The organism is Parafrankia sp. BMG5.11 (genome assembly GCF_004337455.1).
Window position 1 is genome coordinate 21,447 of the sequence record NZ_SJXI01000009.1, and the last position, 12,813, is coordinate 34,259.

Genomic DNA, 12,813 nt, shown 5'->3' on the forward strand with positions numbered 1-12,813 from the left:
ACTCATTAGTATCACTCTCCGTGTCACACTTTCGCAGATCACCCCGTCCGCCGGCCCAGGGTGCGGGCGGCCCGCGAGTGCTCCTGCTCAGCCCGTCACCGGACCGCCAGGACCCGGACGCGGCGCGCGACCTCGCGGTGATCGCGGCGCGGCTGCGCGCCGGCGGTGCCGAGCTCCTGCGGATCGAGCCATCCGAGACGCCCGCCCTCACCGGCGCCCAGCCCACCACCGCCGCCGCCGACCAACCCGTCGCCGCCCGGCTCACCGGCGCCAGGCTCACCGACTTCGGCCGCTCGCTGTGGCACACCGCCCTCGGCACGAGGGCACTCGGCGTGCTTGACTGCGTCGTCGTCGGGCGGGCCGATCTCATCCCGGTGGGCATGCTGGCGGCACACCTCACCGGCGCACGGCGGGTCCCCGTCCTGTTCCACGGCACGGACATGTGGACGATGCGACCCCACCTGCGCTGGCTGCTTCGCCGCGACCCCCTGCTCTACCCGGTGACGACGAGCTCGTTCGGCGCCGGCGCGCTCTGCGCGGTCAGCGTGGGGGCGGTCCTCGCCCCTGGCCTCGAACAGCGGTGGCGGGACACGCTGCTCGCCGAGGCCGGCCGGCGGCGCCCGCTGCCGCCGGTGCCCACCGTGCTCAGCGTGTTCCGCCTGGACGAATGGGAGGCCAAGGGCCTGCCCGCCCTCGTCGAGGCCGTGGCCGAGGCCCGCCGCGTTCTGGGCGCGGTGCGCCTGGTGGTCGCCGGGCCGGGGCCCGCGCCCGGCGCCCTGCACGAGCTCGTCGCCGCCAGCGAGCACACCGAGCTGCATGAGAACCCCGGCGACGAGGCGCTGGCACGGCTCTACGCGACGGCGGACCTGTTCGCCCTGTGCACCCGGACCAGGACGTCACCGCCGGTGAGCGGCGAGGCGTACGGCCTCGCCCTGCTCGAGGCCCAGCTCGCCGGGTGCGCGGTGATCGGCCCGGCGCGGGGCGGCGCCCGCGACGCCTACCGCAACGGCGACACCGGGTGGACGCCGTCCGACGAGTCCCCGCAGGCGCTCGCGCGCGTCCTGCTGGATCTGCTGGCCGATCGGGCCCGGCTGGCCCGCGCCGGCCGCCAGGCCGCGGAGTGGGCGGGCGCCTGCACCGACCCGCGGGCCCACACCCGCGCCGTGTTCAACACCCTGCTGGGCTGCGAGCCCGTCGTGCCGGCCCCCGCCGAGAACGTGCTTGCGGCGAGCCAGCCGCCCCGGACGACCGGAACCCCGGCCGTGCGGTAGCGGAACGCGGACACCGCAAGCCGCCCGGGCTGCCGATCTGGGGTGTCAGGCGCTCGCCGCGCGTTCCTCGCAGGCCTGTTCCAGGCCGGCACCCTGATGGCCGGCCGGCGCGCCGAGCGGGCGCCGCGCCACCAGGAGCCGCCGGACCACGCCGTCGCCGTCCAGGCGCCCAGTGCCTTCCAGGGTCTCGGCGCTCTCGGGGTTCTCGACCTGGGGCACCGCGGCCGTGATGATCTTTACGTGGGTGAAGCCTGCCCACTCGACCAGCCGCGCCGCCCGCGCCCTGGTCCGGACGGTGCGGTGCGGCCCGGAGCGGCGCCGCGTGCCCGGGCCCGGCCGTGCCGGTGCGCCACCGCGCACCCGCGAGCCACCCTCGCCGCGCGCGCCCGGCCCGGCGGCGAGCCCGTCGTCCGGCTCGTCGACCGCCACCTGCATGAGCAGGTGACCCCCGGGCCGCAGGACGGCCCGCACCGAGGTCAGCATGGCCGACAGGTCATGGTCGTCGAGCTGCTCGGCGAGTGCGAGGCACACGGCGACGTCCACCCGGCGGCCGGACTCGAAGAACTGCCGGGGCGTCCGGTAGTCGATGTTGAGTGCCGGGTTGAGCACCCGTGCGCAGGCGAGAGCGCCCCGAGACACGTCGATCGCCGACACCGACCACACCCGCCCGGCCACCGCCCGGGCCAGGTATCCGGGGCCGCAGCCGACGTCGAGCAGGTCCTGCTCGGGCGCCAGGTAGGGAGCGAGCACGTCGCGGACGAAGACCTCGCGGGAGCGGCGGCTACGCCACGCGCTGTCGTCCCGCCCGTCGGGGCCGCTCGGGCCCGGCCCGAGCAGCCACAGCGCCATGCCCGGCCGCCGGGCCTGCGGTGTCGCGGCGAGCAGCGCCCGAGCGCAGATCGCCCCGAGGCCGTTGCGCGCGCCAGCGGATCCGGACGGTACGACGCGCGCCCGGTGTTCCAACGCCGGAACCGGCACCGAACCGTCAGGGAGTCCGGGAGCCGCAGATCCTTCCGGACTGCCTGACCGCTGCGTCACAGTGTCCGACCCTGACAGGACGGACACACTTAGTCAACGAACCACTACAGCGAGTCCAACTACTCGCCGAGTACGACTACTCCAGGTAGTCGCGCAGCTTCTGGGACCGGGACGGGTGCCGCAGCTTCGACAGCGTCTTCGACTCGATCTGCCGGATGCGCTCCCGGGTGACCCCGAACTCGCGGCCGACCTCCTCCAGCGTGCGCGGATGGCCGTCGGTGAGGCCGAAGCGCAGCTGGATCACCTTCTTCTCGCGGTCGGACAGCGTGTGCAGCACGGAGTCGAGCTGCTCCTGCAGGAGGATGAAGCTGGCGGCGTCCACCGGGACGACCGCGTCGCAGTCCTCGATGAAGTCGCCGAGGTGGGAGTCCTCCTCCTCACCGATCGGCGTCTCCAGGGAGACCGGCTCCTGCGACACCTTGAGGATCTCCCGCACCTTGTCGGGCGTGAGGTCCATCTCCTTGGCGATCTCCTCCGGGCTCGGCTCCCGGCCGAGGTCCTGCAGGAGCTGGCGCTGGATGCGGATCAGCTTGTTGATCGTCTCGACCATGTGCACCGGGATGCGGATCGTCCGGGCCTGGTCCGCGATGGCGCGGGTGATGGCCTGCCGGATCCACCAGGTGGCGTAGGTGGAGAACTTGTAGCCCTTGGTGTAGTCGAACTTCTCGACCGCGCGGATGAGGCCGAGGTTGCCCTCCTGAATGAGGTCCAGGAAGAGCATCCCGCGCCCCACGTAGCGCTTGGCGATCGAGACGACGAGCCGCAGGTTCGCCTCGACGAGCTTCCGCTTGGCGATCTGACCGTCCCGCTCGATGGCCTCGAGATCCCGCCGCATCTGCGGGGAGGTCTTCTTCGTCGCCACCGCGAGCTTCTCGGAGGCGAACAGGCCCGCCTCGATCCGCTTGGCGAGGTCGACCTCCTCCTCCGCGGTGAGCAGCGGTACCTTGCCGATCTCCTTGAGGTACATCCGCACCGGGTCGGAGGTCGGCGCCTTGAGCGCGAGCTCCTCCTCCTCGCGGCGGCGACGGGCCAGCAGATCCGCCTCGTCGGCGTTCTCCCCCCCGGCCTCGAGGACCTCGATGCCCTCGTCGTTGAGCACCTGCAGGACGGTCTCGGCCTGCTCGGGGGGCAGCTCGGCCGCCTGGATCGCGACCGTGACGTCCTCGGTGGTGAGGAAACCGATCTCCTTGCCACGGGTGATGAGGTCCTTGACCTCGTCCACCTGGGCCTCACGGGGTAGGACGGTAGGACTCATGGGCGGAATCTCGTCACTTCCTTCTCGGGATCGACCCAGGTTACGCGGCACCTACGCCCCGCTCCCGGAGTTGGCGACTGCGCTCTTCCAAGGCAATCAGCTCACCGAACGCACGGTTGTAGGCCTCCGTGTCGGATGCCGGGTTCAGCCGCTGCACCCGCGACTTGACCTCCCGGACCAGACGCGTCACGTGCAGCTCCTGCAGACGCGACATCTGTTTGTCGACGTAGCGGTCGTCCACATCGTGGTCCCATAGCACTCCCTCGACAGCGAGCGCGAGGACGAACCGCCGGAGCTCCTCGTCCGGCGTCGCGTCCACCACCGCCGCAACCCAGCCGGACGGGTCACCGGCCGCGTACAGCCCCGCGCACACCCCGCCCGCCGTGGCGATCGCCTCCCGGACGGCGCGGTACGCGGGAACAGTGAACAGCTCCGTGGACAGCGTGTCGAACATCGGTCCGGCCAGCCCCGGATGTTGCAGGGCGAGCTTGAGGGTCTCCCGTTCGACGATGGCGGTCGCATCGTCCGGCGCCGGGTCCAGCCGCCGGCGCGCGCCGACGCCCTCGGCCGCCCCGGCCTGCGGCCGGTGCTGCCCCACCCGCTCGACCACGAACCGCTCGTCGAGGAAGCCGAGCCAGCGGTCGAGGTTCACCGCGTACCGGTGCCGCATGCCGGCGTCCTTGAGCCGGTTCACCAGCGGGGCTGCCGCGTCCAGCGCGGCGATGCGGCCCTCGGTGGTGTTGAGGTCGTAGCGGTCGATCACGCCGCGGATGGCGAACTCGAACAGCGGCTGGCGACTGGCCACCAGGTCGCGCACGGCCGCGTCACCGTGCTGCGTCCACAGGTCGCAGGGGTCGAGGCCGTCCGGCTGCACCGCGACGAAGGTCTGGGTGACGAAGCGGTCCTCGTACTCGAAGGCCCGCAGGGCGGCGGCCTGGCCCGCCTTGTCTCCGTCGAAGGTGAAGATGACCTCGCCGGTGCGGGCGTCGGAGTCCATCAGCAGCCGGCGGACGATCGCGACGTGGTCGGCACCGAAGGAGGTTCCGCAGCTCGCGACCGCCGTCGGCACCCCGGCCAGGTGGCACGCCATGACGTCGGTGTAGCCCTCGACGACGACAACCTGGTAGCGGCGCGCGATCTCGCGGCGGGCCAGGTCGGCGCCGTAGAGGAGCTTCGCCTTCTTGAACAGCGGCGTCTCGGCGGTGTTGAGGTACTTGGGACCGGCATCGGGGCCCTCGGCGAGGCGCCGGCCGCCGAAACCGACGACCTCGCCGCCGAGGTCGCGGATCGGCCACAGCAGGCGGTGGTGGAACCGGTCGATGAGGCCGCCGCGGCCGCCCCGCTTCGCCAGCCCGCCCAGCTCCAGCTCCTCGGCGGTGAACCGGCGGGCGAGCAGGTGCCTGGTCAGCGCGTCCCAGGACGACGGCGCGTAGCCGAGACCGAACTGTTCCGCCGCCGCCCGGTCGAAGCCGCGCGAGGCCAGGAACTCCCAGCCGGCCCGGGCGTCCGGGGAGGAGTGGAGCTGTTCGACGTAGAACTCGGCGGCCAGCCGGTGGGCGTCCAGCAGCCGCTGACGCTGGCTCGTCACCGCGCGGCTGGTGGTGCCCCCGCCCTCGTAGGTCAGCGTGATGCCGGCCCGCCGGGCGAGCCGCTCGACGGCCTCCGGGAAGGTCAACCCGTCGATCTTGCGGATGAAGGCGTAGACGTCCCCGCCCTCGTTGCAGCCAAAGCAGTGGAAGAACCCGACCGAGGGCCGCACGTTGAACGACGGTGACTTCTCGTCGTGGAACGGGCACAGGCCGACCAGGCTGCCACCGCCGACCGGACGGAGCTGCACGTGGTCACCGATGACGTCCGCGATGGGTGAGCGCTCCCGTACGAGAGCGATGTCAGCGTCGCGGATGCGTCCGGCCACCGATACCCTCCCTGCTCACGTCCGGCGGACCCACCAGCGGCGGGCTCCGAGGTCACTGGTCCGAGTCACTGGATAGACGGCGCGCCCCGGTCGGGGGTTGCGCGTCGCGGGTTACTTGTGTCCGGTCACCTGATACGACGCTGCCGGTGGTACGGCCGACCGCCGGGGCTACTATGCCGCCGGCCGGACGGTGCCACCGATGACGCCGGTGTCAACGGTCCTTTAGCGTGATGGTACTTGTCATCCGGCCGACAGTGCCGATCTTGCCGGCAGGAACTCCGTGGGCGACCGATCGGCGACCCCACGGACCGCCACGGCGACGTCACCGCACGCGCACGCTCGACCACACCGAGCGGCGCGCTCCGGCCGAACCATGATGCGCCACGAACCACAACGGACGCGCCCGACGGACCACCCGGATCACTCCAGCATCGCGCCACGGTCACATCCCATCCCAAACGCTGTCGGCAGCGATCACAGCGTACGTCGTTTTTCGCTGGTCACAGCGCCCTCGGCAGCGGGCGGCCCGTCAGTGCCGCGTGCCGGCGCCCGGCGCTGGCGTCGGTGAGCCGGGCGACCTGGTCGATGACCACCCGCAGCCGGGCCGCGTCGTCGGCCGCGTGCCGGTAGGAGTCGGCCAGCGGCGCGTCCAGCGACGCCGGGGCGCTGGCCGCGAGCAGGTCGACCAGCTCGGCGATCAGCTCGCGCTGCCGGGCCCGCCGCTCGGCGGCGCCGGGCCGGCCCATCACGTACCACGCGGTGACGCCCTTGAGCGCCGCGCACTCGGCGAGCGTCTCCACCGGCACGACCAGGTCGGCCCGGTAGCGGCGCAGCGGCTCATCTCCGTGCCGCTCGCGGGTGGCCCGCACCGCGGCCATCGAGAACCGGGCGACGAGTTCGCTGGTCATCGCGCGCAGCGCGGCCAGGCCGGCGACGGACCCGACCTCCTCCCGGATCCACCACGGCTGGGCGCGCAGCCGGTCGAGCCCGGCCGCCGCGGCGGGCGCGTCGACGTCCGGGTACCAGGCCGCCGTCCGGGCGGCCAGCTCGGCACGCAGCTCGGGGTCACGCAGCGCGGCGAGGTCGATGTGCCCGGCGACGACGCCGTCCTCCAGGTCGTGCACGGAGTAGGCCACGTCGTCCGCCCAGTCCATGAGCTGGGCCTCGAAGCTGCGCCGCGCGCCGGGGGCGTCGCGGCGCAGCCAGGAGAGGATGCCGGCGTCGTCGGCGTAGGCCCCGAACTTCGGCGTGCCGGCGCGGCGCAGCCACGGGTACTTCACGGCGGCGTCCAGGGTCGCCCGGGTCAGGTTCAGCCCCACGCCGCCGCCGGCCGCGCCACCGCCGGTCTCCCCGGCGGGCGCGACGATCTTCACCTCGAGCCGGGTCAGCTCGCGCAGGCTCTGGGCGTTGCCCTCGAACCCGCCGCAGGTGTGCGCCGCCTGGTCGAGCGCCACCTCTCCGTTGTGACCGAACGGGGGATGCCCGATGTCGTGGGCGAGGCAGGCGGCGTCCACCAGGTCGGGATCGGCGCCCAGCGAGCGGGCCAGACCGCGCCCGATCTGCGCCGTCTCGAGCGAGTGGGTCAGCCGGGTGCGCGGGAAGTCGTCGTCGAGCGGGCCCACGACCTGGGTTTTTCCGGCAAGTCGCCGCAAGGCGCTCGAATGGAGCACTCGGGCACGATCCCGCTCGAACGGGGTGCGTTCGCCCGGTGTAGCCTTGTCCTGCTCTGTGACCCGTCGCGCCAGGTCGGCAGGGTCATACCACTCACTGACCACATAGCCGAGCGTATCGGCGCGATTCACGTACCTACGTCGATCGCAACGGCGATACTTTGGGCGCACCCCGTTCCCCCAACTCGGCCCGGAGGCCCGCCGTGGACAAGATCGTCAAGTACGGTGCGATCGCATTCCTTATCTTCTTCGTCGTCACCGCACCGGACAGCGCCGCGAGCATCATCGACCGGGTGTTCGGCTGGCTCGAGGACATCGGGAACGGAGTGTCGGAGTTCGTGACAGACACGGCCCTGTGATGCGGTCCCGGCGGGGCCTCATGTCTGCGACACTTCGTCCGTGGTGAGACTCCAGCTTCCCGACCCTGCGCTGCGGGACACCAAGTACCTGGCCTCCCAGGAACGCCTGGTGATGATGGTCCGGCTGCACTGGGCCATCATGCTGCCGGTCCTTCTGCAGACGCTGGGTGCCGTCATGCTCGCGCTCGTCGTGAACATCCTCTTCGCGGCGCAGGGCATCGACACCGGGCCGATCACCACTGTGCTGTGGTACTTCGCCCTGTTCATGATCCTCCGGATGCTCTGGAAGATCGCGGACTGGCACTTCGACCACCTGATGATCACCGACAAGCGGTTGCTGAAGGTGTCCGGCATCGTCTTCCGGAAGGTTCAGACGATGCCACTGTCGAAGATCACGGATCTCACCTACAACCGGGACCCGCTCGGGCGGCTCCTCGGCTACGGCGAGTTCGTGGTCGAGTCCGCGGGGCAGGACCAGGCCCTCTCGAAGATCAATTTTTTGCCACGGCCGGACCGCCTCTACCTCACCCTGGTCGACATGACCTTCGGTGGCGGTCCGTCCCCGGCCGGCGACGACTGATCCCCTCGGCTCACCCCCGAGGGGACGTCCCACCCTCACCCCGCGGCTGCCCATACCCGCCGGCGTCTCCCGTCACACTGCCGCCTCGCCACATCGCGCCGTTCACCCTGCCTGCCGAACGAAGGACCCGGTTCTGGCGTTCCAGGGAAAGGTGAGCTTAAGCTAAGCGCCTTCCACCTGGGTGGATGACGTGGGCATGTATGGGGACTGGCCCTGACACGGGCCCATCTCCAGTCCGCCGTCATCCACCCGGTGTCGTCGTCTGCGTTGTGCGAGGGTCGGGGCCTGCCAGAGATGCGTGCCAGCGTTGGCGTCCCGTTCGCGCGCGGACTACGCGTCTTCGGTGACCGGCTCGCCACCGTCGGCGCCGACGGATCAACGCTCACCTACCGCCAGCTCGCGGACCGGGTGGACCAGGCCGTCACGAGGTTGGGCCCGACGCGGCGGCTGGTGATGATCCTGGGAGCCGCCGAGCTGTCTGACGACCCCGAGCCGCTCGTGGTCTACCTCGCCGCGCTCGCCGCCGGGCATCCCGTGCTGCTCGTCGGCCCCGACGACGAGCAGGCTCGGGAACTCACCGCGGTGTACCGCCCGGACGTCGTCCTGGCGCGCGCACCGGAGGGCTGGCGGATGCGCGAGCACCACACCGGGCCGACCCGGGACCTGCACCCCGACCTTGCCCTGCTGCTGTCGACCTCGGGCTCGACCGGATCCGCGAAACTCGTCCGGCTCTCGGCCGACGGCGTCCAGGCGAACGCCGAGGCGATCGCGTCGTACCTGGATATCCGGGACAGCGACCGCGCACCGGTCCAGCTGCCGATCCACTACTGCTACGGCCTTTCGGTCGTGAACAGCAACCTCGCGCGCGGCGCCGGGCTGCTGCTCCCCGAGGGCTCGGTCACCGCCGAGCGGTTCTGGACGATGTTCCGCGAGTGGGGCGCGACCAGCCTGCACGGGGTGCCGTACACGTTCGACCTGCTGCGGCGGATCGGCTTCGAGGACATGGATCTGCCGCTCCTGCGGTATGTCACCCAGGCCGGCGGTGCCCTGGCGCCACAGCGGATCCGTGAACTCGCACGGCTCGGCCGGTGCCGCGGCTGGCGGTTCTTCGCGATGTACGGCCAGACCGAGGCGACCGCGAGGATGGCGTACCTGCCGCCGGACCTCGCCATGACCCGCCCGGAGTCGATCGGACGACCGATCCCCGGCGGATCGTTCGAGATCGTCCCCGACCCCGACCAGCCCTCGCAGGGCGAGCTGGTCTACCGGGGACCGAACGTGATGATGGGATACGCCGAGAACGCGGCGGACCTCGCGGCGGGCCGCACGGTGGAGGCTCTGACGACCGGTGACATCGCGCGCCGCGCACCGGACGGGCTGTACGAGATCGTCGGACGGGCCTCGCGCTTCGTCAAGCTGTTCGGTCTGCGCATAGACCTCGACCGCACCGAGCGCATCCTCGCCGAGCGCGGCCTGAGCGCGGCGTGCGTCGGAACGGACGAACAGCTGACCGTGTTGGTGACGGCACCCGGGACCGATCAGGCGGCCGCCGTCCTGGCCACCCGGCTGCGCCTGCCACCGGCCCATGTCCGGGTACTGGCCGTCGAGGCGATCCCCCGCCGACCCAACGGCAAGATCGACTATCCGGCCGTCCGCGCATGGGCCGACGCGCACCCCTCCGGGGCCGAGACGTCCGGCGCGCACCCGTCCGGCCCGCCTGCAGCCCTGTCTCCCGCGGCGACGTCGGTCGTTCGCGCGCGGTTCGCCCGGATCCTGGGCCACGCCGACGTACCGGATGACGCCACCTTCGTCGGGCTCGGCGGCGACTCCCTGACCTATGTGCGGATGTCGTTGGAGATCGAGCGCGTGCTCGGTCATCTCCCGACCGCCTGGCCCACGATGCCCGTGGCCGAACTCGAACGCCTCGCCGCCCAGCGCGACGGGTACACGCGACGACCCGGACGGCGGCGCGCACGCGGCCGGGACGGCGGCGGCACCCTCCCGGCCCGCACGACCGGAACCGGAACCGGTCTCATCCGGACCGTCGAGGTCAACGTCGTGCTGCGGGCGGTGGCCGTGGTGCTCATCGTCGCCAACCATGTCGGGCTGTTCCATCTGCTCGGCGGGGCGCATCTCCTCCTCGTCGTCGCCGGGTGGAGTTTCGCGCGGTTCTGCCTGACGCCCGGCGGCCCCGGCGGCACCGGGCGGGGGGCGGCGACGAGCCGCCGGATCCTGCGCGCCGCCGGGCGCATCGCGGTCCCGTCCATGCTCTGGCTGGCCTGGCGGGCGGTCAAGGCCTCGGACGTGGGCCTGTCCAACGTGGCACTGATCGACAACTACCTGCGCCGCGGGGTGCCCGGGTACTGGTTCGTCGAGGTCCTCGTCCAGGTGCTGGTCCTGCTGGCCGCGCTGTTCGCGATCCCCTCGGTCCGGCGCTGGGAACAACGGAACGGATTCGTCTTCGCCCTCGTGCTGCTGGGGCTCGCGCTGCTGGTCAACATCCCGACGGACGGCGTCGGGACCTTCCCCAGCGCGTTCTACGTCACGCATGGCGCGGCGTGGTTCTTCATGCTCGGCTGGCTCGCCTGCCGGACGACGGGCACCGCCGGGCGTCTCACGGTGCTGGGGATCGCGGCCGCGACGGTACCGGGCTATTTCGGCAATCCGACACGGGAGACGGTGGTGCTGGTGGGCCTGGCCGCGCTCATGTTCGTCCCACGGGTGCCGCTTCCCGGGGCTGTCGTCGCGCTCGCCGGGGGGATCGCGGGCGCGTCCCTGTACACCTATCTCACGCACTACGCGGTGTACGAGATCGCGCTTCCCTCGCTGGGGCCGCTGCCGGTGCTCCTGCTCTGCCTGGCGATCGGGACAGGCACGGCGGCCGCTGCCGAACGGGCGCGACTGAGCCGACCGCGCGCGGAGCACCTCGCGGCCGCGCTCTGGCGGGGCGCGGTCCGGGTGGGCGAGCGGACGGCGCGGGGCCGGCGGTGGGCTGTGGCCCCGCCGTTGCGGGCCGCCTCGGTCGGGTCGCTGGCGGGGCCCATCCTGCTCGGGCAGCCGCTGACCCACGCGTTCGGCCGCCTGAACCGACCCGGCTGAGACCGCCCGGACCGTGCCGACCCACTCGTAAGGTGGGCCTATGAGCCCCGACGAGGCGATGCCGTCCGGCGAGCGGCGCGGCCCCGACGGTGCCTCGGCCGAGAACACCGAGAACACCGAGAACGGCGGGCCCGCCGGCGCGGACGCCGAGCGGGTCGACTCGACGGGTCGGTCCGCGACGGGTCGCCGGGCACGGGGTTCCCTCGAAACGGAGATCGTCGACATCCTGGCCCAGTCCGGCGGCGCACTGTCGCCCGCCCAGGTACGCGCGCGGCTTCCCGGGTCGATCCCGCTCTCCTACAGCACCGTTGTCACGATCCTGACCAGGTTGCACGCCAAAGGCCTGGTCACGCGACACCGCGACGGCCGTGCGTACCGCTACGCCGCGGGCGACCCGGCCGCCGCCGCCGCCCGGCGGATGACACGGCTGCTGGACGACCAGGCCGATCACCGGGTGGCCCTGGCTCACTTCCTCGCCGCCCTCTCCCCCGGCGACGAGGCGTTGCTGCGATCCCTGATCACCGAGTCCGATGAGTGATCATCTCCTCGGGTCGGTGCTCGTCGCCCCCCTGCTGACAATGCTGGTCATCCGCGCGCTGGTGGATCTGCTGTGGCCGCGGACGGCGGTCGTCGCCTGCACCGTCGCGGCGGTGCTGGTCGCCGCGGCCAGCATGATCAGTCTCGCGGCGCTCGCGGCTCCGGCCGCGGTCGAGCTCTGGGCCCTGGTGGTCGGCACCGGGCCGGTGACCGACGCCTGGCGGACCGCCGTCACTCCCCGGTGGCTGTCCTGGGCGTCGCTCGTCGCGTTCTGCGCGCAGGTCGGCGCGGTCGGGGCGACGGTACGCCGGCAACGGCTCGGGCTTCGGTCGGCACGCGCGCAGGCCGCGGCGCTGCCCGGTGCCGCCGAGGTCGTCGTGGTGCCCGACGACCGGGTGGACGCGTTCGCCCTACCCGGATCACCGGGTCGGATCGTCGTGACCAGCGGCATGATGTCGGCGCTCACCGCCGAGCAACGAGAGATCGTCATCGCGCACGAACGCGCCCACCTGGCAGCCCGCCATCACCGTTTCAGCTTCGCCGCGCGGCTCGCCGCCGCCGCGCATCCGGGCCTGCGCGCGGTCGCGCCGACCCTCGAGTACGCCGTCGAACGCTGGGCGGACGAGGACGCCGCCCGGGTGATCCGGGACCGCCGCGTCGTGGCCCGCGCGATCAGCACAGCCGCGTTGCTGACGACCTCACCCCACGCCGTGTGCGGCACGACCACCCTGCACATCGGCAGTTTCCGCCGCGATCCCGGCCGCCGCCGCCGAGTCGTCGGCGGCCGGTACGGGGCACCGGTCAGCGCCCGACGACGACGGCTGCCGTCCGGGTCCGGCCCGGTCCCGCGCCGCGTGGCCGCGCTGCTGGTGCCGCCGCCCGGGAACCGGCTCAACCGGATTGCGCTGTCCGCGCTCCCGGCGGCGCTCGCCGCCGCGTCCTGCGGTCTGGCGATCGAGGCGCTGGTCGACCTTCCCCTCCCGTTCGCCTTCACGAACAGGGACTGCTGACCCTCACCCGCCCCGGGCCGCGGCCGGTTGCCGGCCGTGAACGCGCTGGTCAGCGGGGCCCAGGCGAGCCTTTGCGTGG

At 72.5% G+C, this 12,813-nt stretch carries 10 protein-coding genes; 6 read left to right on the top strand and 4 right to left on the bottom strand.

Annotated features, from left to right (window positions below):
- The first annotated feature begins 77 nt into the window (after nucleotides 1–77).
- A complete protein-coding gene (locus tag E0504_RS06300) occupies nucleotides 78–1,271 on the top strand; it encodes a glycosyltransferase family 4 protein (RefSeq protein WP_243657438.1) in 1,194 nt (397 codons plus the stop codon).
- 45 nt (nucleotides 1,272–1,316) lie between these two features.
- Here E0504_RS06300 and E0504_RS06305 read toward each other — a convergent pair whose 3' ends face one another.
- From E0504_RS06305 to E0504_RS06320, 4 genes are all read right to left on the bottom strand, one after another.
- Nucleotides 1,317–2,234, bottom strand: a complete 918-nt coding sequence (locus E0504_RS06305; protein ID WP_243657439.1) for a bifunctional 2-polyprenyl-6-hydroxyphenol methylase/3-demethylubiquinol 3-O-methyltransferase UbiG — start codon at nucleotides 2,232–2,234, stop codon at nucleotides 1,317–1,319.
- 151 nt (nucleotides 2,235–2,385) lie between these two features.
- On the bottom strand, nucleotides 2,386–3,564 hold the full coding sequence (locus E0504_RS06310) for an RNA polymerase sigma factor (protein ID WP_006538863.1): 1,179 nt from the start codon (nucleotides 3,562–3,564) through the stop codon (nucleotides 2,386–2,388).
- Between the two features lie 40 nt (nucleotides 3,565–3,604).
- Nucleotides 3,605–5,479 (bottom strand): DNA primase, encoded by a 1,875-nt coding sequence (gene dnaG, locus E0504_RS06315; RefSeq protein ID WP_131622419.1) that lies wholly within the window; start codon nucleotides 5,477–5,479, stop codon nucleotides 3,605–3,607.
- Between the two features lie 500 nt (nucleotides 5,480–5,979).
- On the bottom strand, nucleotides 5,980–7,281 hold the full coding sequence (locus E0504_RS06320) for a deoxyguanosinetriphosphate triphosphohydrolase (RefSeq protein ID WP_112106843.1): 1,302 nt from the start codon (nucleotides 7,279–7,281) through the stop codon (nucleotides 5,980–5,982).
- Nucleotides 7,282–7,352: 71 nt separating this feature from the next.
- On the opposite strand from E0504_RS06320, the gene E0504_RS50250 reads away from it, so the two are divergent.
- From E0504_RS50250 to E0504_RS06340, 5 genes are all read left to right on the top strand, one after another.
- Nucleotides 7,353–7,508 carry a hypothetical protein gene (locus tag E0504_RS50250; protein WP_020459728.1) on the top strand — a complete coding sequence of 52 codons (156 nt, stop codon included), beginning with the start codon at nucleotides 7,353–7,355 and terminating at the stop codon, nucleotides 7,506–7,508.
- A gap of 40 nt (nucleotides 7,509–7,548) precedes the next feature.
- Nucleotides 7,549–8,088 (top strand): PH domain-containing protein, encoded by a 540-nt coding sequence (locus E0504_RS06325; RefSeq protein ID WP_020459727.1) that lies wholly within the window; start codon nucleotides 7,549–7,551, stop codon nucleotides 8,086–8,088.
- Between the two features lie 294 nt (nucleotides 8,089–8,382).
- Complete coding sequence (locus tag E0504_RS06330) at nucleotides 8,383–11,187, top strand: non-ribosomal peptide synthetase (RefSeq protein WP_131622421.1); 2,805 nt, start codon at nucleotides 8,383–8,385, stop codon at nucleotides 11,185–11,187.
- A gap of 40 nt (nucleotides 11,188–11,227) precedes the next feature.
- Complete coding sequence (locus tag E0504_RS06335; RefSeq protein WP_241831772.1) at nucleotides 11,228–11,725, top strand: BlaI/MecI/CopY family transcriptional regulator; 498 nt, start codon at nucleotides 11,228–11,230, stop codon at nucleotides 11,723–11,725.
- Nucleotides 11,718–12,734: a M56 family metallopeptidase gene (locus tag E0504_RS06340; RefSeq protein ID WP_112106840.1), complete on the top strand. Its 1,017-nt coding sequence runs from the start codon at nucleotides 11,718–11,720 to the stop codon at nucleotides 12,732–12,734. The genes E0504_RS06335 and E0504_RS06340 overlap by 8 nt, the downstream gene beginning before the upstream one ends.
- Nucleotides 12,735–12,813: the final 79 nt, after the last annotated feature.